Raw genomic sequence first — 22,432 nt, 5'->3', positions numbered from 1 at the left:
AATATCGGGGCTCAAGTTGTGAAAGAGCGGCACAACGGAACGGTCTCAGCCCCAATTGCTGTCGTGCTCCGCGTGTGTCCTAAGGTACGCGCCCGGTGCGAAATGCGTGTCGTAGAACTCTGTGTCGAGCCGATGCGCCTGGAGATACATCAGGTTGAAGATCGCCGGCACGGTGGCCGGGAATCTGCCGAAAGTATCGTATATATACTGGGCCATCACGGCCACGCAGTTGACGAACTCCGTTCCCATCGGCGCGGCGCTGGTGCGGACTGTCTCCGAGTGCTTGTAGGGGCCCTTTGTCTCGCCATGGAACGGCCCGCCCTTGCCGAACTTGCGCTCGACCACCGCTTCAACGGCAGCGCGCATGTCCGGAAAATGCGGCGGGCAGTGCGCTTCGAACACGCCCGGCAGTCCGGTCACATGGGGCAATGGTTTTCCGGGGATCATGTCGAACCGGAACCCGAGACCGGGAACGGCAGGATCGCCGCTGGCGCCTTGAACCGTGAATGGATTGAGGCCATCGTACATCCAGCCACCGAGACCAAGTGCTTGTAGCATTAGGGCACCTGCGTAGCAGGCCGTCGAGGTTTCAACGGTGACTTCGGTGAGAGCCAGCTGTTCTACGAAGGTCAGCGGATACGGATTCTGCAGATCCACCAGCCCGGCGAAGTTCTCCAGCCCCGGGATTGGCCGGCCATTGACGTCGTCGTAGACGCAGGCTCCGTTCTGAACGAGGTAGCAAAGCGTGAGCACCATGTGCTGGGCGAGATCCGCGACAGGAATAATCAGCGTGCTGCCGGGAACATTGCCGCACCACTCGTTGTGCATCTCCATGTGCTCGGGAAAGCGCGGGACGTTTAGCCGTTGATCCGCCAGTTTGACGATGCGCGACCGGTGCGCCCCGAGATACGCGTCCAAGTCAATCTCGCCCCCGACCGGCACGATAGACGCCATGTCCCGCGTCGGCAGGAAATAGACTCCGGTGTCGTCGGTGAAGAAGATCTCCGATGTGTGAAACCCTGCCGAAGACGGAAATGTGCGGCCAGCGGCGGCGCCCGCATAGTTCGGCATTTTTGGGGCGTAGCTTTTGTTGTGCGGAATGAGATTTGCCCATCCTGTATTGCCCGCTACCGTGCTCAAGAGCAGCATCTTTTCGATCTCGGTGATCGGCGTCGCAGGATGTTTTGACGTATAGGCAAGAGGACCGTCCGGAATGGATGCGCCTTTCGCAAAACGCCGCGAGCGGCGGCCGTGAATCGCTTGGAGCAGCGGAAAGGTAGCGACTTGCGCAAGGCCGCGCTCCGGGGCTGTTCTGACGCCGTTCTGCTGGTTCACCGGAGTGGCGCCGGACGCGATACCGCCCAGCAGGCCACTTGCACCAATCACGGATGCACCCAGTACGTTTCTACGGGTTTGGTCGAACATTGATCTGTCTCCTGATGCGCATCGGACTTCAGCTCGCGGATGCGCCGCCGCAGCCGGCATGCCTGCCCGCCGCCGTCGCAAGATTTTGTACTGACGGTCCAGAAAGCGGGTTATGCCTTGAGCACAAATATACGCGGGAGTTCGACGCGCCAGCGCATTATGGACGTCGCCCAGGACGCTGTCCTGCTGAAAGGTTTCGAAGCGACGTCGATCGAGGAAATCGTCGCGGCCGTAGATATATCCAAGGGCGGATTTTTCTACCATTTTGCCGACAAGAACGCTTTGGCGCAGGCGTTGATTAGTCGCTACATCAAGGAAGAGGATCGCATTTTCGACGACTTGTTCGGCAGGGCGCGCGAACTCAATGACGATCCACTGCATGCCATGCTGATCGGCCTGAAAATGCTCGCTGAACTGTTCGAGAATTTGCCGCAGGCGCACCCCGGCTGCCTGGTCGCCACGACCGCCTATCAGGACAGGATGTTCAATACCGAGGTTCGCGAGTTGAATCGTTCTGCAATCCTGGGCTGGCGTGCCAGGTTTCTCGCAATGATCGAGGATATCCGCGCGTTATACCCTCCTAACGAGCCGGTCGACATGGGCGCCCTCGCCGACATGGTCATGGGCGTGGCCGAAGGAGGTATCATTCTGTCCAAGGCGTTGAATGAGCCGAGTGCACTGCCGGCGCAAATCATGCTGTTCCGGACCTATCTGAAACTGCTCTTCACCCCTCGTTTAAGGCAAGCACTGTGAGCGGGCGGTCTGGCTAGCGGTAACATGCGTCGTGATGACCGAGGCGTTGATTTTTCCGCCGAAATATGGTGCTTCTCCCGGCCATGAAGAAGCTGTGTCTAACGGTCCTGGCATCAGCAACGCTGGCTTTGCCGGCCAATGCCATGGACAGCGCCCTGCGCGCAGGCCTGTTGAAGCTCGACCCGCAAACCCGGCTCGAACAGCGATGCGACGCTGAGGTGCTCGACCGGATCAGCCACGACGATCGCAAATACAAAGCCGACCGCGTCGTCGCTTACGCGTTTGCGACACCCGAAATGGGCACCGATGCAATCAGGAGTCCTGGGGCTGCCTTTCGCAGCAAGGGGCAGTGGTACCGGCTGAAATTCAAGTGCCAGACGGCGCCCGACCACATGCGGGTTCTGGATTTTCGCTATCGGATCGGCGACGAGATTCCCGAAGCCGATTGGGCGAAATACAATCTCTACGACTAGACTTGAGAATCAGAGAAATAATAGGGAATTCAAGGCGCTAATGGTGATATTTTGAGTTCTTGGTTGGCGCCCTGCGTTCGCTTCGGAATGATCCCAATTCCGGATTCGCCCAACCAGTCTCTTGACGCGTTCGAACCATGCACGTAGGCGGACACTCGACGCAAACGATCGGCGAAGAGCGAGGAACGTCCAGTTGATGGAAATTTTTACCGCCGCGGGCTTCTCGGCCCTGCTCCAGGTTATCGCCATCGACCTCGTGCTGGCGGGAGACAACGCCATCGTTATCGGCCTTGCCGCGGCCGGCCTCCCGACCGAACAGCGCAAGAAGGCTATCCTCATCGGCGTGCTGGCGGCAACGGTGCTGCGCATCGGTTTTGCCGCCGTCACCGTCCAATTGCTCGCCATTGTCGGGCTGTTGCTGGCCGGCGGCATTCTGCTTCTGTGGGTTTGCTGGAAAATGTGGCGCGAGCTGCGCACCTCGCATGCCGATGAGCACGAAGCGACCGAAGCGCTCTCGAATTCCGATCTCGACCAGGATAGTCTCGTGGCCGGCAAGGCGCAGCGCAAGACGCTCGGCCAAGCGGCGCTGCAGATCGTCGTCGCCGACGTCTCGATGTCGCTCGACAATGTGCTGGCGGTCGCCGGTGCGGCGCGCGACCATTTCTCCGTGCTGATCATCGGCCTTGTGCTGTCGATCGCGCTGATGGGCCTGGCCGCGACCTTCATTGCCAGGCTGCTGCACCGCCATCGCTGGATCGCCTATGTCGGTCTGCTGATCATCCTTTATGTCGCTGTCGACATGATCTATCGCGGCGCGCTGGAAGTCTGGCCGCATGTGAACAACGCCGTCGGCTGACGCCCACCGTCCCGCCGCTTTCGCGGTTGCCGCGCGACCATACCAATGCCGCAATAAGTGTGGTAATGCGCCGGCAATCCAGAAACCCGGAAAGTCCTTCATGTCCGCAGCGCCTCGCGTCAGTTTCGTCAGTCTTGGATGCCCGAAGGCCCTTGTGGATTCGGAGCGCATCATCACCCGCCTGCGCGCCGAGGGCTACGAGATCGCGCGCAAGCATGACGGTGCCGATCTGGTCGTCGTCAACACCTGCGGCTTCCTCGATTCCGCCCGCGACGAGTCGCTCGACGCCATCGGTTCCGCTCTTTCGGAGAATGGCAGGGTCATCGTCACCGGCTGTCTCGGCGCCGAACCGGACGTCATTCGCGAAAAACACCCCAACGTTCTCGCCATCACCGGCCCGCAGGCCTATGAGAGCGTGATGGCCGCCGTGCATGAGGCGGCGCCGCCGAGCCACGACCCCTATATCGATCTCCTGCCGCCGCAGGGTGTCAAGCTGACGCCGCGCCACTACGCCTATCTCAAGATTTCGGAAGGCTGCAACAATCGCTGTACCTTCTGCATCATCCCCGCACTGCGGGGCGATCTCGTCTCACGGCCGGCGGCGGATGTGTTGCGCGAGGCCGAGAAACTGGCCAAGGCCGGCGTCAAGGAGCTCCTCGTCATCTCGCAGGACACCAGCGCCTACGGCATCGACATCAAGTTCCAGACGTCGATGTTCGGCGATCGCGAGGTGCGGGCGAAATTCCTCGACCTGTCGGAAGAACTGGGCAAGCTCGGCATCTGGGTGCGCATGCATTATGTCTACCCCTATCCGCATGTCGCTGACGTCATCCCGCTGATGGCCGAGGGCAAGATCCTTCCCTATCTGGACATTCCCTTCCAGCACGCCTCGCCGCAGGTGCTGAAGAACATGCGCCGGCCGGCGCATGGCGAAAAGACGCTGGAGCGCATTCGCGGCTGGCGCGAGACCTGCCCGGACCTTGCCATCCGTTCCACCTTCATCGTCGGCTTTCCCGGCGAGACCGAAGATGATTTCCAGATGCTGCTCGACTGGCTGGATGAGGCAAAAATCGACCGCGCCGGCTGTTTCAAATACGAGCCGGTCAGGGGCGCCCGCTCCAACGAGCTCGGCCTTGAACAGGTGCCGCAGGAGATCAAGGAAGCGCGCTGGCACCGCTTCATGCAGCGCCAGCAGAAGATTTCGGCAGCGCAGCTCGCCAGGAGGGTCGGCAAGCGCCTGCCAGTCCTGATCGACGAGGCGCATGGCAATTCGGCCAAGGGCCGCACCAAATACGACGCGCCGGAGATCGACGGCTCGGTGCATATCCAGTCGCGGCGGCCGATGCGCGCCGGTGACATCGTCACCGTCAAGATCGACCGCGCCGACGCCTATGATCTCTACGGCACGGCCGTCTGAACGACCGCCATCGACCGGCCGCACCGAAACATCAAACAAGAAAGGGCGCCGCGCGGCGCCCTTTCCGTTTGATGTCTTGTGCTGCTTACTGCGGCAGCTTGTCGTCGACGCCCTTGATATAGAAATTCATGCCGAGCAGCGTGGCGTCGTCGGCGACTTCGCCGTCCTTCAGCCACGGTGTGCCGTCCTGTTTGGCAATCGGCCCGGTGAAGGGGTTCCATCCGTCGACGATCTTCTTCTCCGTGGCTTGTGCCATCGCCTTAACGTCGTCAGGCATGTTGGTGTAAGCGGCCATTTTTACGGCGCCGTCCTTGATGCCCAGCCAGACATTGCCGGGCTTCCATGTGCCGTCGAGCGCGGCCTTCACCCGGCTGATATAATACGGTCCCCAATCGTCAACGATCGAGGTCAACTGCGCCTTGGGAGCGAACTTGATCATATCCGAAGACTGACCGAACCCTTTCAGACCGCGCTCTTCGGCGACTTGCAGGGCAGCGGTCGAGTCGGTGTGCTGGACGATGATGTCGGCGCCCTGGTCGAACAGGGCCTTGGCGGCGTCGGCCTCCTTGCCCGGATCGAACCAGGAGTTGACCCAGACGATCTTGGCCTTGAAGTTCGGGTTGATCGACTGGGCGCCGAGCATGAAGGAATTGATGCCCATCACCACTTCGGGAATCGGGAAGGAAACGATGTAGCCGGCCACGCCGGCCTTCGATTCCTTGGCCGCGATCTGGCCGAGCACGTAGCGGCCTTCATAGAAACGCGCATTGTAGATGCCGAGATTGTCCGCCGTCTTGTAGCCGGTGGCATGCTCGAACATGACTTTGGGGAATTTCTTGGCGACCTTCACCTCCGGGTCCATGAAGCCGAAGGATGTGCCGAAGATGATCTTGCAGCCTTCACGCGCCAGGCGCTCGAAGGCGCGATCGGCATCGGGGCCTTCGGAGACGTTTTCGAGATAGGCGGTCTCGACCTTGTCGCCGAGTGCCTTCTCCACTTCCAGACGGCCCTGGTCATGCTGATAGGAATAGCCGAAATCGCCGATCGGGCCGGTATAGACCCAGCACGCCTTCAGCTTTTCCTGGGCTTCGGCGGTCGCCGCCAATGACAACGCGGCGGTCGTCGTCATCAGGGCAATAAGCAGTTTTTTCATTGTGTTACCTCTCTGAGTTAAGCCTTGGAGCTTCCCGTCTTTTATTGTTGTCAACGATCCGGAACGAATGGCTGCCCCAGGGAAGCCGGCGTGTTCATCATCGTCAGACGCTTGTTGCGCGAGATTAGAACGAGAACCACCACGGTTGCCAGATAGGGCAGCGAAGAAAGCAGTTGCGAGGGAACCGGAATGCCAAAAGCCTGTGCGTGGAGCTGGCCAATCCAGACCGCGCCGAAGATGTAGGCGCCGGCCAGCACCCGCCATGGCCGCCAGGAAGCGAACACGACCAGCGCCAGCGCGATCCAGCCGCGCCCGGCGGTCATGTTCTCCACCCATTGCGGCGTGTAGACCAGCGACAGATGGCCGCCAGCAAGGCCGGCGCAGGCGCCGCCGAAGATCACCGCGAGATAGCGGTAGCGGATGACATGGATGCCAAGTGCGTGCGCCGATGTGTGGCTGTCGCCGATCGAGCGCAAGGTGAGCCCGGTACGGGTCCTGAACAGGAACCACATGACGGCGGCGGTGAGCGCGATCGAGATGTAGAAGATCGGATCCTGACCGAACAGCAGCCTGCCGACGACGGGAAGCGAGGTCAGGCCGGGAATGTCGAGATTGGGCAGCCGCTGACCGGGTTGGCCGACAAAGCTGGTGCCCATCATGCCGGACAGGCCGAGGCCGAGCAGCGTCAGCGACAGGCCGGTCGCCACCTGATTGGTGGCCAGAGACAGCGTCATGACGGCGAAGAGCAGCGAAAACAGCGCACCGAGCGCGATCGCCGCCAGGAGGCCGATCCACGGCGACCCGGTGAGATAGCCGGCGCCGAAGCCGCCGACGGCACCCATGATCATCATGCCTTCGACGCCGAGATTGAGCACGCCGGAGCGTTCGACCACCAGCTCACCGATCGCTGCGATCAAGAGCGGCGTCGCCGCGGTGGCGATGGTCAGAAGGATGTTGACGGTGATGTCCATCAGCGGGCCTCTTCCAGTTTCGGTGCGGCTTCGAGTTTGGGAGCGGCAAAGCCGATCAGGCGAATGCGGTAATGGATGAGCGTGTCGCAGCCGAGGACGAAGAACAAAAGCATGCCCTGGAACACCCGCGCCACCTTGTCGGAGATGCCGAGCGCACTTTGCACCGCCTCGCCGCCGAGATAGGTCAGCGCCAGCACCAGCCCGGCGGCGACGATGCCGAGCGGATTGAGCCGGCCGAGAAACGCCACGATGATGGCGGTGAAGCCATAGCCGGGCGAGATCACCGGCTGCAGCTGGCCGATGGCGCCCGAGACTTCCGAGATGCCGGCAAGCCCGGCCAGCGCCCCCGACAGCAGGAAGGCGAAGAACACCATGCGGTTCAAGCCGAAGCCGGCAAAGCGCCCTGCCCTCGGGCTCGAGCCGAGCACACGGACCTCGAAGCCCTTCAGCATCCGGCTCATCAAGATCCAGATCAGCACAGCCGCGACCAGCGCGAAGACGAAACCCCAGTTTGCCCGCCCGGAATCCGGCATCAATTCCGGCAGGATCGCCGAGTCGTTGAACTGCACCGTCTGCGGGAAACCATGGCCCTGCGGGTCTCGCCAGGGACCACGCACCAGCCAGTCGAGGAAGAGCTGGGCGACATAGACCAGCATCAGGCTGGTCAGGATCTCGTTGGTGCCGAAGCGTGTCTTCAAAAAGGCCGGGACCGCCCCATAGGCGGCGCCGCCGACCATGCCGAGCAAAAGCATCAGCGGCAGTACCAGCGGCCCTTCGAACTGCGGAAACAGCACCGGGATCATCGAGCCGACAATGCCGCCAAGGATGAACTGGCCCTCGGCGCCGATATTCCAGATATTGGTCCTGTAGCAGACCGACAGGCCGACCGCGATCAGGATCAAGGGTGCTGCCTTGATCGCCAGCTCATGCAATTGCCAGACCTGGCTGATCGGTTCGATGAAGTAAATCTCAAATGCATTCAAGGGGTTGACGCCGAGCAGAGCGAACATGATGGCGCCTGCGATGATCGTCAACACGAATGCTATGAAGGGCGACAGCGCCGAGAACAGCGCCGAGCGCTGCGGGCGTTTGACGAGTTCGAGGCGCATCATGCCGTCTCCAGAGTGTGTTCGGCGTGACCGGGCTCGGCGCCGCCCATCAGCAGTCCGATCTTTTCGAAGGTGGCCTCGGCAATCGGCAGCGGCCTGGACAGTTCGCCATTGTGCATGACCGCGATCGAGTCCGATATCTCGAACAGTTCGTCCAGATCCTGGCTGATGACCAGCACCGCCGAGCCGCTGCGCGCCAGCTCGATCAGCGCCTGGCGAATATGGGCGGCCGCACCGGCGTCGACCCCCCAGGTCGGCTGGTTGACGACCATGACCCCGGGTCTGCGGTCGAGCTCGCGGCCGACGATGAATTTCTGCAGATTGCCGCCCGAAAGCGCTGCCGCCTCCGGATCGGGCGCGCTCTTGCGCACATCCATTGCCTTGATGATGCGCTGGGCGGCGCTGTAGATCGCCTCGCTTTTAACCATGCCGCCTTTGCCGACGAAGACTTTGCCATCGGTGGCATGGCGCGACAGCAGCAGGTTCTCCGAAAGCTTCATGCGGGGTGCCGCGCCATGGCCGAGCCGTTCTTCGGGCACGAAGGCGGCACCCATCAGCCGCCGGCCGGTGATGCCGAGGCCGCCGGCGTCCTTGCCGCGGATGCGCACCGAGGCCGTATCCTGCTGCAGCACTTCGCCGGAGACGGATTCGAAGAACTCGCCCTGGCCGTTGCCGGCGACGCCCGCGATGCCGATCACTTCGCCGGCGCGCACATTGAGGTTGATGTTTTTCAACGGGATTGAAAACGGCGTTGCCGGCTTGCGGCTGAGCGCGCGTATCTCCAGCAGCGGTTGCGCGGTCTCGATACCCTCGGCCGGGGCACGCACCACGGCCTTGACTTCATTGCCGACCATCATGCGCGCCAGCGACGCGGCGGTTTCCTCGCGCGGGTTGCAATGGCCGACCACCTTGCCGTGGCGCAGCACAGTGGCGCGGTCGCAGATGCGCTTGACCTCTTCCAGCCGGTGCGAAATGTAGAGGATCGACTTGCCCTCCGAGCGCAGTCGTTCGAGCGTCTCGAACAGCTTGTCGGCTTCCTGCGGCGTCAGCACGGATGTCGGCTCGTCGAGGATGATGAGCTGTGGCATTTGCAACAGGCAGCGGATGATCTCGATGCGCTGGCGCTCGCCAACAGAGAGATCGCCGACCAGCGATTCCGGATCGAGCGGCAGGCCATAGCTGTAGGAAAGCGCCCTCGCCTTGGCAGCGATCGTGCTGATGGGCGAACCGTCATCCAGCGACAGCGCAATGTTCTCGGCAGCCGTCAGCGCCTCGAACAGCGAGAAATGCTGGAACACCATGCCGATGCCGAGCTTCTTAGCAAAGCCGGGATTGGCGATCCGGACCACCTGGCCGTTCCAGAAGATCTCGCCCGAATTGGGCTCCAGCGATCCGAAAAGCATCTTGACCAGCGTCGACTTGCCGGCGCCGTTCTCGCCGAGCAGCGCGTGGATTTCGCCCTTGGTGATGTTGAGATCGACATGGTCGCACGCTGTCAGCGTGCCGAATATTTTGGTAAGGCCACGAACCTCCAGCAGGTTTGCGCCGTCCTGATTTGCACTCACAGTGCCTCCCATCTGGTTTGCCAGATATGTTCTGTGTTCCCGCGAGTATGGTATGCGTGGCCGGCTCCCGTCGGAAAGCGGCACGCGTCTTGAAAGAGCTTCAAGAATTTCAGCGGAAACTCAAGGGGTAAAGCGCAACCCCTTAAAAAGCCGAGGTCAGGGGACGAGAACGGTTGTCCCGGTCGTCCTGCGCCCTTCAAGGTCGGCGTGTGCCTTGCCGGCATCCTTCAGCGCGTAGCGCTGGTTGATCCTGATCTTGACCGCGCCGCTCAGCACGACGTCGAACAGCGCGGCGGCTGACGCCTCAAGGTCTTCGCGCCTGGCGTTGTAGACGAACAAAGTCGGCCGCGTCACGAACAGCGAGCCCTTCTGCGCCAGCAGCGACATGCTGAATGGCGGGATCGGCCCCGACGACTGGCCGAAACTGGCGAACATGCCGAGCGGCTTCAGGCAGTCGAGCGAGGCCGGAAACGTATCATTGCCAACCGAATCGTAGACGACGTCGCATTTCTTGCCGCCAGTGATGGCAAGCACGCCGGCGACGAAATCCTGCTCGCGGTAATTGATGACATGGTCGAAGCCGTGTGCCTTGGCGAGTTCGATCTTGTCGGTTGAGCTGGCGGTGCCGATCACCGTCGCGCCAAGGTGTTTCGCCCATTGGCCAAGGATCAGTCCGACGCCGCCGGCCGCGGCGTGAAACAGGATCGTGTCGCCCGCCTTGACCTTGAAAGTGCGGCGCAAGAGATACTCCGCGGTCATGCCTTTCAGCATCATGGCGGCCGCCTGTTCGTCGCTGATGCCGTCCGGCACCTTCACCACACGGTCGGCGGCGATCACGCGCTGTTCGGCATAGGCGCCGACATTCACGGCATAGGCGACGCGATCGCCTGGCTTCAGCCAGTCGATATCAGCGCCGACCTCCATGACCACCCCGGCTGCCTCGCCACCGGGTATCAGCGGGAAACCGCCGGGCGGCGGATAAAGGCCCGAGCGATGATAGACGTCGATGAAATTGAGTCCGATCGCCGTGTGTCTGATCAGGATCTGCCCCGCCCCAGGCCGACCTGGATCGGCGTCCTCATAGGTCAGGACCTCCGGACCGCCATGGGCATGGATACGGATGGCTTTGGACATTGTCTCTTGGGCTCAGGCTCTCTTGGAGGTCAGTTCTTCCCGGAATCTGGCGCGGAATCAGGTTTGGCGCCGAGATTTGGAAAGAGCTGCATGATACCGCCGATGCAGGCGAGGTAAAGTCCCGAGATCGTGATGCCGATCTTGGTGAAGATGCTCACCTGCTCGCCGAGCACGCCGATCTGGTCATAGAAAGCGGCGAGAGCCGCCTGCGCCAACGCCAGCGCCCCGAAAGCACACCATAGCAGCGTCATGCCGAGATTGATCGGCCGCAGCCGCACCACCCGCACCGGATGGATGAAATTGATCGGCACGAAGGTCAGGATGCCGGCCGCCACGACCACGCCGAAGGAAACCCATTGTCCCGGCTCGATGACGAACAGGGTGAACACCACCATGTTCCAGACCACCGGGAATCCCTTGAAGAAGTTCTCCTTCGTCTTCATGCCGGTATCGGCATAATAGATGGCGCTGGAGACGACGATGATCGCCGCCGAGAGGAACGACAAGCCCTCGCCCATGAAGCCGCGCTGGTAGAGCGCGAAGGCGGGGATCAGCACGTAGGTGACGTAGTCGATGATGTTGTCGAGCAGCTCGCCCGACCAGGTCGGCAGGATCTCCTTGACGTCGAGCTTGCGCGCGATCGGCCCGTCGATGCCATCGACGAACAGCGCCAGCCCCAGCCACCAGAACATCGCCGTCCAGCGCTCCTCGCTTGCCGCCACCAGCGACAGGAAAGCCAGGAACGAGCCTGACGCGGTCAGGAGATGGACCGAAAAAGCGCGCGCCTGCGGCCAGGTGACCTTCTTCTTCGGCATCGGAATCCGCTCGGCGATTTTCCTGGCCGTTGTCTTCTTGCTCACGAGGTCCGCCAGTCCGGCTTGCAGATGCCGGCCGCGAGGCCGGCAAGGTTCCAGTTGCGGCCGGAGAGAACGGATTCTCTCTTCCTCGCCCTGCTCCGGTCCGCCATTGAATTCTCCCCCGCTCATGCCGAGACTACTAGCAGGGCGGCTGCCCAGACAAGCAGTATCGCACCCCTCCGAAGCCGGCGCCCAATGAACTCTGCCGCCAAGGCAATCGAATGGGCCGAATCGCCACGTTGATCAAGCCGCATAATCTGACCTATATCCGTTGGCAGGCCGATGAGCCTGCATCGTGACCCGGAAGCCGAATTTGGACCATCAGAAGACAGCGCCGATACTGGTTGCCGGCAGTGGCCCGGCCGGGCTGATCGCAGCGCTCGGTTTTGCCGACGCCGGCTTCGCCGTGACGTTGGTCGGACCCGAGGCCGGCGGCCTTGATGGCCGCACGACGGCCTTGATGAACCCCGCCCTGAAAATCCTCGAGCGGTTGCGCGTTCTCGACGAGGTGAGGTCAAAGGCTGCACCGCTCAAGGTGATGCGCATCGTCGATGCAACCAAAAGGTTGGTGCGCAGTCCGGTGGTCACTTTTCGCGCCAGCGAGATCGGCGAGGATGAGTTCGGGCTGAACCTGCCCAACAGCGCGCTCAATCCGGCGCTCGCCAAGGCTGTTGCGGCGCATTCCGGTATAGAATGGCGAAAATCCATGGTCGAGACATGGCGGCTCGATGCCGGTCATGCCCATGCCATTCTCGCCGATGGCAGCGAGGTCACGGCATCGCTGGCGGTCGCGGCCGACGGACGCCTGTCGCCGGCCCGCGAGGCCGCCGGCATCTCGACATCCGTCCGGTCCCTGCCGCAGGCGGCGCTCGTTCTCAATTTCGGCCACCGCGGCGAGCACGCTTTCACCTCGACCGAATTCCACACCGAGACCGGTCCGTTCACCCAGGTCCCCCTGCCCGGTCACCGGTCCAGCCTCGTCTGGGTGGTCGAACCGGAGACGGCAAAGGAACTCGCCGCGCTGGACGACGCCACGCTTTCGATGCGGGTCGAACAACAAATGCAATCGATGCTGGGCCGGGTGTCAGTTGAGCCCGGCCGGCAGGTTTACCCGCTTTCGGGCGTGACGCCCCGTTGTTTTGCGCGCAACCGGGTGGCGCTTGTCGGCGAGGCCGCGCATGTGTTTCCGCCGATCGGCGCGCAAGGTCTCAATCTCGGTATCCGGGATATCGACGATCTTATTGAAGTTGCTTGCAAAAATAGAGATGACCCTGGTGCGGCCAAGGCACTTGCAACTTACGATTTCAGGCGCCGGCCCGACATTCTGGCGCGCAGCAGCGCGGTCAATCTCCTCAACAGGTCGCTGCTCTCGGACATGCTGCCGGCCCAGCTGGCGCGCAGCGCCGGCCTTGGCGTGCTTGGCGGCTTTGCGCCGCTGCGCGCATTCTTCATGCGCGAGGGGCTGCGGCCCGGCAGCGGTTTTGCCGCACTTGCCGGCGGCTTAAGGAAACAGGTCCGCCGGTAGCACACCGTGGCGGATCATGTAGAGCAGCCCGGTCACCGTCACGACCGAGAGGCAAGTCGTGATCAGCACGCTGGCCGAGGCACGCTGCACCCAGACGCCGTATTGCTGGGCGATGACGAAGACATTGGTTGCGGTCGGCAATGCCGCCAGCAGCACAGCCGAGAAAATCCAGGTTTGCGAGAAATTGCCGATCCAGCTCAGCACGACATAGCAGAGCAACGGGTGCAGGATCAGCTTCAGCGCCGCTATCAAGGCCAGCTCGTGCGGGATGCGATTGAGTGGCCTTAGCGCCAGGGTGACGCCCATGGCGAACAGGGCACAGGGCGCCGCGGCGCCGGAAAGATAATCGAGGAAACGCTCGACCGGTTCCGGCGGGCGAAAACCGATATAGGCGGCAGCCACGCCCAGGGCGGTCGCAATGATGAACGGATGCAGCACGATCTTCCTGAGAACGCCCAGAACGAGCTGCGACGGGGATGTCTTGTCGTCGCCGGAAAGTGCCATCATCATCGGCGCGACGGCGAAATGGATGATGTTTTCGAAACAGAAGATCAGAGCCACTGGCACCGCGGCATCCTTGCCGAACGCCAGCAGCGCAAGCCCCGGTCCCATATAGCCGATATTGCCATAAGAAGCGGCAAGCGCCTTGATCGTTGATTGCGCGATCTCGCCTCGCGAGGTCAGCACCGACCATGCGAACATCAGTGAAAAGATCACGTAGGTCGACAACACCGAGCCGAGGATGAAGCTCCATTCCGTCAGCCGTTCGAACGGCGTCTTGGCTAGCAGCTGGAAGAACAGCGCCGGGAGTGCGACATAGACGATGAAAGTGTTCATCCAGCCGAGCGCTTCCAGCGGCTGCCTAGTGATGCGTGCCACCAGGAAGCCCATGAAAATCAAACCGAAGAACGGAAGAACGAGACCGATGACGTCTGACATTTTTATGCTGGCTGAAACCCTTGGGCCGGGCTAGCCCGTAGCTTGACCGCGCGTCAAGCGCTCCGGGATTGAATTGAGGCGGCTCATGCGCCAAATAGAGCGGAGATCAGCCCTAAAAGTCGGGGCTCGATTTTTGGTGGCATAATGCGTAGATTCAAGGTCTTAGAGCGTCTTTTTGCGCGCAGAGCGCGGGGCACGCCTGAGACTTAAGTGGTGAGTACGATGAAAACAGCCAAATTCTCGATCGGACAGGTGGTTCGCCATCGGCTGTTTCCGTTCCGCGGCATCATCTTTGATGTCGACCCGCAATTTGCCAACACCGAAGAATGGTACGAGGCGATCCCCGCGGAGGCACGGCCGCGCAAGGACCAGCCGTTCTACCATCTGCTCGCCGAGAATTCGGAAACGGAATACATTGCCTATGTGTCCGAGCAGAACCTGCTCGAGGACCAGTCTGGCGAACCGGTGCGGCATCCGCAGATCGGCGAGATGTTCGACAAACGCCCGGACGGCCGCTACGAGCCGAAACGCCAGTTAAGGCACTGACGACACTCGGGAATCGGTCAAAAACGAAAAAAGCGGGGACATGCCCCGCTTTTTCCTTGTCCGAGAAAGCGCCGATCAGTTGGCGGTCTTTGCCTTGTCCTGCTCTTCCTTGAGCTTCTTGGCGAAGTCCTGGTTGTTCTTGGCGACGAAATCCTGAAGCTTCTTCTGCCGATCCTCGATGTCCGACTGCTGCAGCGGCGGGCCATCGAAGGCGCCGCTGAAGCCGGTCAGCGCGATCTTGATCGGGTTCGGCTGATTCTGGAAATTGACCGAGGTGAGCGTCAGGTTCGACCCCTTCTTAAAGGAGGCGACGAGCTGGTCGGTCAACGGCACTTCCGCCACGCAGCGGTCGGGGAAGCAGATCACATAGTCGAGCTTCTGCGCCTTGCCGGTGTCGATCTGGAGGCCGATGCCGGGAGGAACCAGGCGGCCGGTCGGAACCGTGACCTGGAACACCTTGCGGTTCACCTTGCCCTTCAACTCGATCAGGCTGACGCCGGTGATGAGCTGGCCGTTGCCGGCGGTGGTGATGTTCTGGACATTGCAGATGTCGACGTCTTCCTGCTTGGTGCAGGCCTTGAACCAACCTTGCGGGATCTGCTGTTGCTGCTGCGCGGAAGCAGCAGGAAGCCCGGCGACCAGAAAGCCGACCACGCCAGCGGCCATGGCCGAAAGGCGGTATGCGTTGCTGTTCAGGCTCGTCATGTCGTGCACTTCCTCTCAAATGATCCCGGGGACCGGCTTCTTCGCGCCGTGTAGTCCAGCTACCTGTTGCCGAAATGAGGCAACAGAATGACTTCGGACGGCGTGTTACACTGCAAGCGATGCCGAATCCAGCCCGGTAGCCGCAATTCTTGAAGACGCGATTGGCTGTCGCGCGGCCGCCTCATGCTAGTGTGCGCTCCGAATCATCAAGCCGACCCGGTAAGGAGACGGTCATGGGCCGCATTCTTGTTTGGCTGCTCGCTGCGATCTCGTTTGTCACCCTTTCGCTCCAGCCGGCGCTGTCCGAGCCTAAACATGCGATCGCCATGCAGGGCGAGCCGGCGCTGCCGGCCGACTATACGCATTTCAACTATGTCAATCCCGATGCGCCGAAAGGCGGCAGCATCACCTATTGCGTCGTCGGCACCTTCGACAATCTCAACCCGTTCATCCTGAAGAGCCTGCGCACGACCGCGCGAGGCATGATCGACACGATCTACGGCAATCTGGTCTTCGAACCGCTGATGCAGCGCAACTATGACGAGCCTTTCAGCCTCTACGGCTTGCTGGCCAGCAGCGCCGACATGGATCCGGAGCGCAAGAGCATCGAATTCCACCTCAATCCCAAGGCAAAATGGTCGGACGGCCAGCCGGTGACGCCGGAAGACGTGCTGTTCACCTATGATGTTTTCACCGACAAGGGCCGCCCACCCTACAGCGACCGCATGAGCATGATCGCCAAGCTGGAGAAGACCGGCGAGCACAGCGTGCGCTTCACCTTCAACGACAAGGCCAATCGCGAATTTCCGCTGATCATCGCCTTGACGCCGATCGTGCCGAAGCACGCTTTCGACAAGGACACCTTCGACAGGACGACGCTGAAGCCACTGATCGGCAGCGGCCCCTACACGGTCGACAAGGTGCAGCCCGGCCAGCGCATCGTCTTCAAGCGAAATCCGGACTATTGGGGCAAGGACATCCCTTCGAAGCGCGGCTTCGACAATTTCGACCGGATCACCATCGAATACTTCCTCAACGCCAACGCCAAGCAGGAGGCGTTCAAGAAAGGCATCTGCGCCATCGACGACGACAGCGATCCGGTCAAGCGCGAGCGCGATCTCGACTTCCCGGCCTTCCACAAGGGCGAGGTGATCGCCGAAACCTTCGACATGGGCATTCCGCCTGTCGTCAACGGCTTCCTGTTCAACACGCGGCTGCCGAAGTTTTCCAACCCTGTCGTTCGGCGCGCGCTGGGCATGCTCTACGACTTCGAATGGGCCAACAAGAATCTGTTCGGCGGCAAATACACGCGCACCATGAGCTACTGGCAGAATTCGGAGCTTTCCGCGCTCGGCCACCCGGCCGAGGGTCGGGAAAAGGCGCTTCTGGCGCCCTTCCCCGGCCGCGTGCCGGCCGATGTCATGGACGGCACCTACCGGCCGCCTGTCGCTGACGGTTCGGGCCAGGACCGCAAGGTGCTGAAGGCTGCCTTCGACATGTTGAAGGGCGCGGGCTACACCGTGCAGGGCGGCGCAATGCTCGATCCCGAGGGCAAACCTTTCGGCTTCGAGATCCTGACGGCGTCACAGGACGAAGAACGCCTCGCCGCCATCTACCAGCGCACGCTGGAGAAGATCGGCATCGACGTCACCATCCGCGGCCTCGACGGCGATCAGATCCAATCGCGCAAGCAACGCTTCGATTTCGAGATGCTGATCGGAACAAGCGGCTTCAACAACTCGCTGTCGCCCGGTATCGAGCAACTCGGGCGCTGGGGATCCGCCGCCGCCAAGACCGAAGGATCGTTCAACCTCGCCGGTGTCGCCGATCCTGCTGTCGACGCTGCGATCAACGCGATGTTGAATGCTCGGACCAAGGAAGATTATGTCGCTGCCGTCCGCGTTCTCGACCGGCTGCTGATCTCAGGCAACTACATGGTGCCCATGCAATACAACGCGCAGCAATGGCTCGCTTACTGGGCCTATCTGGAACATCCTGAAAAGACCCCCATATTCGGCTATCAGCTGCCGACCTGGTGGCGGAAGCCCAACTGAAGCAGAACCAAGGAGACGACCATGAGCGCCGACAACTCCATCACCGTCGACGTGGTCTCCGACGTCGTCTGCCCATGGTGTTTCATCGGCCAGAAGCGGCTGGACAAGGCAGTCGCCGCTGCGAGCGATGTCGAGGTGCATATACGCTGGCGGCCATTCCAGCTCGATCCGACCATTCCGTCCGAAGGCAAGGATCGCCGCGAGTACATGATGGCCAAGTTCGGCAGCGAACAGCGCATCCGTGAGATCCATGCCCGCATCGAGCCGCTGGGAGAAGCAGAAGGGATTTCCTTCGCCTTCGACGCCATCAAGGTCGCGCCCAACACGCTCGACGCGCATCGCCTCATTCGCTGGGCCGGCGCCGCCGGCGAAGCCGTGCAGAACCGGCTGGTGCGTCGCCTGTTCCAGTTGAATTTCGAGGAAGGCGCCAATCTCGGCGATCACGCCGTGCTGATTGAAGCGGCCCGCGAGGCCGGCATGGATGCGTCCGTGGTCGAAACGCTGTTGCCGACGGATGCCGATGTCGACGCGGTGCGGACAGAAATCGCTACCGCTTCGCGCATGGGCGTCACGGGCGTGCCGTGCTTCCTGCTTGAGGACAAATATGCGGTGATGGGCGCGCAGGACGCCGACACGCTCACCGACGCGATTCGCCAAGTGGCGGCTGCCAAGGCGCGGGGCGAGTTGGAAAAGGTCGACTGAGCCCCTCCCCCTCCTTGGCCCTGCTGACGAAGAAACCATAGCCGTTGCTGCCTGCGCACAACTGGCCGACGCGGCATGTCGCTCCGGCGGGTCGCTTTGACAGAGTGCGGCAATATTTTTCCGGTCACGTATCGCCCCTCGGTATGAGCGATGAGGCGAGGGAAAGCCGAATCACCCGAGGCCATTTTCGGCTGTTTCCGTCATCTCAAAGCGGGAGTCCTGGTTCTTCGAGTGGATGATGACGTTCACGAAACCGTGTGAGAAGCTTCCCCAAGGTAAGACGTCTGCTGTTCTGCGTGCCACCTGACAACTCTTTGAAATTATAAGGATAATCAGCCTTTCGACCGTTGATCACACGACGTTGCAGCCTCGTAATCTGTTGCTTCACGGCAACGGCCGTCAGGTCAATCCGCTGCAGCCGGAGAAAAATTAATAGAAAATGATCAATTGGTGTTACTGTTCGTAACAAAACTAAAAAAGGTTTGGGCGGGATTGTGATTCGGGTCGGTAGACCAGAGCGACATTCAATATCGGAAAAATGGCTTCGCGATGTCGAAAGACAGTCGCCCCTGACGCCGGTGTCCTCGATGCGCAGCTTCTGGGGACTGATGCGGGCCTACTGGTTCTCGGAACGCTGGAAGGAAGCCTGGACGCTGACGCTGATCATAGCGCTGCTCACCGCGCTCTCCAGCAAATCCGGCGTCTGGTTCGCCGAAGCATCCGGCGAGTTGGTCAACTCGATCGCCTTTTTTCACGATGCGGCAAACACCACGCCACTTCGGTCGCTGCTGACCAATGCCGGCATACTTGTCCTTCTGGTTGTGCTCAAGGACGCCGGCTTTACCGGAGTTCGCACCCTGGTTTCCACGACGCTGCATCGCAAATGGCGCGGCTGGCTGGACAGCCGCTTCAACGAAGCGTTGCTTGATCCCAATCACACACATTTCCATGCCCAGCATGGCTCGTCCGGCTCCGCCGCTCCCGACAACATCGACCAGCGCATCCAGGAATCGATCAAGGACATGACCGGCGGCGCCATCGGCCTCGCCATGGGTGTTCTTGCCGTGGCCACCTCTCTCTATTTCGTTGGCCAGAAACTGATTGAAAACTCAGCTGAGGTCAAAGGGCTGGAATTCCTGGGCAGCTACGGCAGTGCCGTCCTCGCCTTTCTGGCGGTCGCCACCTATGTGCCGCTGAATACCTGGATCGCGGTCAAACTGGGCAAGCTGCTGGAACGGCTCAACGTCAGGATGCAGCAGGCCGAAGGCAGCTATCGCGGCGAGCTGACCACTTTTCTGCGCCGCAGCTTCCATGTCGCCGCATCGCGCGGCGAGGATGTGCAAAGGACGATGCACAGCCAGCGTTATGTCGATATCGACCGCACCTGGGCACGACTGAACATCGTCAACACCAGCTACAATTCGTTCGAACTGATTTATAATTTCATCGGCGCCCGCATTGTCGCCTACGGACCGGGCCTCGTGCCCTTCATCCATAATGGCTTCGATCTCAAGGGCTACATAACCGGCTCCGAGATGGTCAATTCGCTGATCAGCCAATGTTCGTGGTTCATCCATGTCATGCCTGCCATCGCGGCGCTTAGGGCCAACAGTAAGCGTGTGACCGAGCTCGCAAACGCCATTGAAGACGTCCAGCATCCGCAGGAATTCTACCGGCAGACCGGCCTTTCCGATTTCCGCTATGCCAGTCAGAACCCGGTCTTCGGCCTGACCATCCAGAAGCTCGAACTGGCGCATCAGGGCGAAGACGCATCGCCGTTCCTCAGCGCCGCCAATCTGCGCTTCCGGCGCGGCGAATGGACATTCCTCAAGGGCGAATCCGGTTGCGGCAAGACCTCGCTGATCAAGGCGATCAACGGGCTTTGGCCTTATGGCCGGGGCACCATCGTCTTTCCGGAGAGTGTCCGCAGTTTCTACGCCGCCCAGGAGGTCAAGCTGCAGCAGGTCTCGCTGAAGCAACTGGCCTGCCTGCCCGGCTCCGAACACGATCACTCCGACACGCAGGTCGCATCGGCACTGCACAGAGCGGGCCTTGGCGACTTCATCGAGCACATGGCCAAGGAAAGCCGCGAGGGAAAGATCTGGGATCAGGTTCTCTCCGGCGGCCAGAAGCAGAAGCTGGTTGTCGCCCGTATACTGCTGCAGCAGCCGGGACTGCTGTTCCTCGACGAAGCGACCGGCGCGCTCGATCCCGACGGAAAGATCGCCTTCCACCAGGCGATCAAGGACAACTGCCCCGATGTGACAGTCATCTCCGTCATGCACGAGGCCGTGCCGCCAAGGTCGCTTTCAGGCGCCGAATTCTACCACAGCGTGGTCTCGATCGCGGATGGCGTTGCGACCAAGAAGCCATTGGCTCCAAGCCTGCCTCGGGAACTCACCACCATCCTCGCACAGCCAACGCCGGTCGAGGACAAATGGCTGCGTTTCTCCCGCCGGTTGAAGCAGAGATAGCTTCGACACGATGGCGTAGTGCCAGCAATCCAACGCCGATCACAGTCTCGCGATCAGCCCCGTTCGCTGCCGTTTTCGGCCCTGGCGGCAATTGACTCGGAAGGAAGCGCTCCTATGTTGCGCCGGCTTGCAGAAATCCAATTCCAAACCCGCGAGCAGAAAGGTCACCGCGCCATGCCTGGCGACAGTCGCAGTCGAACGCAACCGCCGTCCGCCTAGACGTGACCTGACAGGTTCACGTCCTGCCGGACGGCAAGGAGTGAGCCATGAACGAATTTTCCCCCGTAGCGGGCGACGATGCAGTCGCGATCGCTCGTATCCTTGCAAACGATCACGTTGCCGACGTCGTCGAGGCCCTGAACCACGAGCCTCGCGAAATTGCGACGGAGCTGCTTTGTGAAGTGCCGTTCGAGCGGCTGGTCGAGATTTTCGACCAGCCGGAACTCGACCGCGCATCCGAGCTCGTCGAGGCGCTGCCTCGCATAAAGGCCGGCAGGCTGCTGGCCGCCATGTCGGTCGACCGCGCCGCCGATCTCGTGCGCGATCTGGAGGAGCCGGCGCGTTCCGAACTGCTCGGCGGCCTTGCACCGCCGCTGCGCGCGACGCTGCTGGCCATTCTTGGCTATCCCGAAGGCAGCGCTGCCTCGATCATGACGACGGAGTTCGTCAGCGTGCCCTCGGACTGGACCGTGGGCCGCACGCTGGACTACATCCGCAAGGTCGAGCGGACACGAGAGACCGTCTACGCGATCTACATTGTCGATCCCAATACGCATGTCCTGGTGCGCTCGACCGGCCTGCGCCGGTTGATCACCGGCGAGCCGGACGATCTGATCATGGCAATCGCCCCCGATCGCATTCCGGTGACAGTGTCCCCGCTTACCGACCGCGAGAAAGTGGCGCAGACGATCTCCAAATATGACCTGCTCGCGGTTCCGGTCGTCGACCACGGCAAGATCCTCGGCATCGTCACCATCGACGATATCATCGACACCATGATCGAGGAGACGACCGAGGACGTGCATCGTTTCGGCGGCATGGAGGCTCTCGACGAACCCTACATGAAGATGAGCTTTCTCGCCATGATCCAGAAACGCGCCGGCTGGCTGTGTGTGCTGTTCATCAGCGAGATGCTGACCGCCAACGCCATGCAGAGCTATGAGGGCGAACTGGAGAAAGCGATCGTGCTCACCCTGTTCATCCCGTTGATCATGAGTTCCGGCGGCAATTCCGGCTCGCAGGCGACATCGCTCGTCATCCGGGCGCTGGCGCTGCGCGAGATCGGCCTTGGCGACTGGTGGCGGGTCGCCTTGCGCGAACTGCCGACCGGCCTGGTGCTCGGATCGATCCTCGGCGTCGTCGGCATCTGCCGCATCGTGCTCTGGCAGTATCTGGGCTTCTACGACTACGGTCCGCACTGGCCGCTGATCGCCACGACGGTCGGCGCGGCCTTGGTCGGCATCGTCACCTTCGGCTCGCTGTCGGGATCGATGCTGCCGTTTGCGCTGAAACGGGTCGGCTTCGACCCGGCCAGCGCCTCGGCCCCGTTCGTCGCCACGCTGGTCGATGTCACCGGACTGGTGATCTATTTTTCGGTGGCGATGGTTATCCTGCGCGGAACGCTGCTGTAGCCGGCGTCAACCAACCCGTGGGGGGGGGGGGGGGGGGGGGGGGGGGGGGGGGGGGGGGGGGGGGGTGGAGGGGGGGGGGGGGGGGGGGGGGGGGGGGGGGGGGGGGGGGGGGGGGGGGGGGGGGGGGGGGGGGGGGGGGGGGG

At 61.7% G+C, this 22,432-nt stretch carries 19 protein-coding genes; 10 read left to right on the top strand and 9 right to left on the bottom strand.

Going from position 1 to position 22,432, the window contains the following annotated elements; translation table 11 throughout:
* Positions 1-45 precede the first annotated feature (45 nt).
* Complete coding sequence (locus AC0L2H_RS31505; protein ID WP_473593613.1) at positions 46-1,425, bottom strand: hypothetical protein; 1,380 nt, start codon at positions 1,423-1,425, stop codon at positions 46-48.
* A 39-nt stretch (positions 1,426-1,464) separates the two neighbouring features.
* On the opposite strand from AC0L2H_RS31505, the gene AC0L2H_RS31500 reads away from it, so the two are divergent.
* From AC0L2H_RS31500 to rimO, 4 genes are all read left to right on the top strand, one after another.
* Positions 1,465-2,178: a TetR/AcrR family transcriptional regulator gene (locus AC0L2H_RS31500; protein WP_473593612.1), complete on the top strand. Its 714-nt coding sequence runs from the start codon at positions 1,465-1,467 to the stop codon at positions 2,176-2,178.
* Positions 2,179-2,243: 65 nt separating this feature from the next.
* Positions 2,244-2,651 carry a DUF930 domain-containing protein gene (locus AC0L2H_RS31495; RefSeq protein WP_473593611.1) on the top strand — a complete coding sequence of 136 codons (408 nt, stop codon included), beginning with the start codon at positions 2,244-2,246 and terminating at the stop codon, positions 2,649-2,651.
* Positions 2,652-2,847: 196 nt separating this feature from the next.
* Entirely contained in the window at positions 2,848-3,507 is a 660-nt protein-coding gene (locus AC0L2H_RS31490; RefSeq protein ID WP_473593610.1) for a TerC family protein, read from the top strand.
* Positions 3,508-3,607: 100 nt separating this feature from the next.
* The gene (gene rimO / locus AC0L2H_RS31485; protein ID WP_473593609.1) at positions 3,608-4,924 is read left to right on the top strand and encodes a 30S ribosomal protein S12 methylthiotransferase RimO; all 1,317 of its coding nucleotides are present in this window, start codon (positions 3,608-3,610) and stop codon (positions 4,922-4,924) included.
* An 85-nt stretch (positions 4,925-5,009) separates the two neighbouring features.
* Here rimO and AC0L2H_RS31480 read toward each other — a convergent pair whose 3' ends face one another.
* The 6 genes from AC0L2H_RS31480 to pcsA all read right to left on the bottom strand — a co-directional run bounded on the left by AC0L2H_RS31480 (position 5,010) and on the right by pcsA (position 11,671).
* The gene (locus AC0L2H_RS31480; RefSeq protein WP_473593608.1) at positions 5,010-6,077 is read right to left on the bottom strand and encodes a BMP family ABC transporter substrate-binding protein; all 1,068 of its coding nucleotides are present in this window, start codon (positions 6,075-6,077) and stop codon (positions 5,010-5,012) included.
* A 50-nt stretch (positions 6,078-6,127) separates the two neighbouring features.
* Positions 6,128-7,048: an ABC transporter permease gene (locus AC0L2H_RS31475; protein ID WP_473593607.1), complete on the bottom strand. Its 921-nt coding sequence runs from the start codon at positions 7,046-7,048 to the stop codon at positions 6,128-6,130.
* Positions 7,048-8,160, bottom strand: coding sequence for an ABC transporter permease (locus tag AC0L2H_RS31470; RefSeq protein WP_473593606.1), 1,113 nt, complete (start codon positions 8,158-8,160; stop codon positions 7,048-7,050). Before AC0L2H_RS31470 ends, AC0L2H_RS31475 begins: the two co-directional genes overlap by 1 nt.
* Positions 8,157-9,734: an ABC transporter ATP-binding protein gene (locus AC0L2H_RS31465; RefSeq protein ID WP_473593605.1), complete on the bottom strand. Its 1,578-nt coding sequence runs from the start codon at positions 9,732-9,734 to the stop codon at positions 8,157-8,159. The genes AC0L2H_RS31470 and AC0L2H_RS31465 overlap by 4 nt, the downstream gene beginning before the upstream one ends.
* 144 nt (positions 9,735-9,878) lie before the next feature.
* Positions 9,879-10,856: a quinone oxidoreductase family protein gene (locus AC0L2H_RS31460; RefSeq protein WP_473593604.1), complete on the bottom strand. Its 978-nt coding sequence runs from the start codon at positions 10,854-10,856 to the stop codon at positions 9,879-9,881.
* A 29-nt stretch (positions 10,857-10,885) separates the two neighbouring features.
* Positions 10,886-11,671, bottom strand: a complete 786-nt coding sequence (gene pcsA / locus AC0L2H_RS31455) for a phosphatidylcholine synthase (protein ID WP_473593624.1) — start codon at positions 11,669-11,671, stop codon at positions 10,886-10,888.
* 355 nt (positions 11,672-12,026) lie between these two features.
* On the opposite strand from pcsA, the gene AC0L2H_RS31450 reads away from it, so the two are divergent.
* Positions 12,027-13,238 carry a UbiH/UbiF family hydroxylase gene (locus AC0L2H_RS31450; protein WP_473593603.1) on the top strand — a complete coding sequence of 404 codons (1,212 nt, stop codon included), beginning with the start codon at positions 12,027-12,029 and terminating at the stop codon, positions 13,236-13,238.
* Here the strand turns inward: AC0L2H_RS31450 and AC0L2H_RS31445 are convergent.
* Complete coding sequence (locus tag AC0L2H_RS31445; RefSeq protein WP_473593602.1) at positions 13,215-14,177, bottom strand: AEC family transporter; 963 nt, start codon at positions 14,175-14,177, stop codon at positions 13,215-13,217. The two genes, AC0L2H_RS31450 and AC0L2H_RS31445, sit on opposite strands and share 24 nt — an antisense overlap.
* Before the next feature lie 222 nt (positions 14,178-14,399).
* On the opposite strand from AC0L2H_RS31445, the gene hspQ reads away from it, so the two are divergent.
* Positions 14,400-14,723 (top strand): heat shock protein HspQ, encoded by a 324-nt coding sequence (hspQ, locus tag AC0L2H_RS31440; RefSeq protein WP_165779681.1) that lies wholly within the window; start codon positions 14,400-14,402, stop codon positions 14,721-14,723.
* A 75-nt stretch (positions 14,724-14,798) separates the two neighbouring features.
* On the opposite strand, the gene AC0L2H_RS31435 is transcribed toward hspQ, so the two are convergent.
* Complete coding sequence (locus AC0L2H_RS31435; RefSeq protein WP_097573991.1) at positions 14,799-15,428, bottom strand: invasion associated locus B family protein; 630 nt, start codon at positions 15,426-15,428, stop codon at positions 14,799-14,801.
* Positions 15,429-15,661: 233 nt separating this feature from the next.
* On the opposite strand from AC0L2H_RS31435, the gene AC0L2H_RS31430 reads away from it, so the two are divergent.
* The 4 genes from AC0L2H_RS31430 to mgtE all read left to right on the top strand — a co-directional run bounded on the left by AC0L2H_RS31430 (position 15,662) and on the right by mgtE (position 22,289).
* Positions 15,662-17,482: an extracellular solute-binding protein gene (locus tag AC0L2H_RS31430; RefSeq protein WP_473593601.1), complete on the top strand. Its 1,821-nt coding sequence runs from the start codon at positions 15,662-15,664 to the stop codon at positions 17,480-17,482.
* A gap of 21 nt (positions 17,483-17,503) precedes the next feature.
* Entirely contained in the window at positions 17,504-18,184 is a 681-nt protein-coding gene (locus tag AC0L2H_RS31425) for a DsbA family oxidoreductase (RefSeq protein ID WP_473593600.1), read from the top strand.
* A 587-nt stretch (positions 18,185-18,771) separates the two neighbouring features.
* Positions 18,772-20,658 (top strand): ABC transporter ATP-binding protein/permease, encoded by a 1,887-nt coding sequence (locus AC0L2H_RS31420; RefSeq protein WP_473593599.1) that lies wholly within the window; start codon positions 18,772-18,774, stop codon positions 20,656-20,658.
* A 266-nt stretch (positions 20,659-20,924) separates the two neighbouring features.
* Positions 20,925-22,289: a magnesium transporter gene (gene mgtE, locus AC0L2H_RS31415; RefSeq protein WP_473593598.1), complete on the top strand. Its 1,365-nt coding sequence runs from the start codon at positions 20,925-20,927 to the stop codon at positions 22,287-22,289.
* Positions 22,290-22,432: the final 143 nt, after the last annotated feature.

Source organism: Mesorhizobium sp. WSM4871 (assembly GCF_055811295.1).
The sequence above is the reverse complement of the archived record's forward strand: the minus strand, read 5'-3'. Positions and strand labels throughout refer to the sequence as shown.

Bases quoted from the DNA above. Each gene is read 5' to 3' on its own strand.
- AC0L2H_RS31505 (WP_473593613.1), bottom strand. From the start codon at position 1,425: ATGTTCGACCAAACCCGTAGAAACGTACTGGGTGCATCCGTGATTGGT.
- AC0L2H_RS31500 (WP_473593612.1), top strand. From the start codon at position 1,465: ATGCGCCGCCGCAGCCGGCATGCCTGCCCGCCGCCGTCGCAAGATTTT.
- AC0L2H_RS31495 (WP_473593611.1), top strand. From the start codon at position 2,244: ATGGTGCTTCTCCCGGCCATGAAGAAGCTGTGTCTAACGGTCCTGGCA.
- AC0L2H_RS31490 (WP_473593610.1), top strand. From the start codon at position 2,848: ATGGAAATTTTTACCGCCGCGGGCTTCTCGGCCCTGCTCCAGGTTATC.
- rimO (WP_473593609.1), top strand. From the start codon at position 3,608: ATGTCCGCAGCGCCTCGCGTCAGTTTCGTCAGTCTTGGATGCCCGAAG.
- AC0L2H_RS31480 (WP_473593608.1), bottom strand. From the start codon at position 6,077: ATGAAAAAACTGCTTATTGCCCTGATGACGACGACCGCCGCGTTGTCA.
- AC0L2H_RS31475 (WP_473593607.1), bottom strand. From the start codon at position 7,048: ATGGACATCACCGTCAACATCCTTCTGACCATCGCCACCGCGGCGACG.
- AC0L2H_RS31470 (WP_473593606.1), bottom strand. From the start codon at position 8,160: ATGATGCGCCTCGAACTCGTCAAACGCCCGCAGCGCTCGGCGCTGTTC.
- AC0L2H_RS31465 (WP_473593605.1), bottom strand. From the start codon at position 9,734: ATGGGAGGCACTGTGAGTGCAAATCAGGACGGCGCAAACCTGCTGGAG.
- AC0L2H_RS31460 (WP_473593604.1), bottom strand. From the start codon at position 10,856: ATGTCCAAAGCCATCCGTATCCATGCCCATGGCGGTCCGGAGGTCCTG.
- pcsA (WP_473593624.1), bottom strand. From the start codon at position 11,671: ATGCCGAAGAAGAAGGTCACCTGGCCGCAGGCGCGCGCTTTTTCGGTC.
- AC0L2H_RS31445 (WP_473593602.1), bottom strand. From the start codon at position 14,177: ATGTCAGACGTCATCGGTCTCGTTCTTCCGTTCTTCGGTTTGATTTTC.
- hspQ (WP_165779681.1), top strand. From the start codon at position 14,400: ATGAAAACAGCCAAATTCTCGATCGGACAGGTGGTTCGCCATCGGCTG.
- AC0L2H_RS31435 (WP_097573991.1), bottom strand. From the start codon at position 15,428: ATGACGAGCCTGAACAGCAACGCATACCGCCTTTCGGCCATGGCCGCT.
- AC0L2H_RS31430 (WP_473593601.1), top strand. From the start codon at position 15,662: ATGGGCCGCATTCTTGTTTGGCTGCTCGCTGCGATCTCGTTTGTCACC.
- AC0L2H_RS31425 (WP_473593600.1), top strand. From the start codon at position 17,504: ATGAGCGCCGACAACTCCATCACCGTCGACGTGGTCTCCGACGTCGTC.
- AC0L2H_RS31420 (WP_473593599.1), top strand. From the start codon at position 18,772: ATGCGCAGCTTCTGGGGACTGATGCGGGCCTACTGGTTCTCGGAACGC.
- mgtE (WP_473593598.1), top strand. From the start codon at position 20,925: ATGAACGAATTTTCCCCCGTAGCGGGCGACGATGCAGTCGCGATCGCT.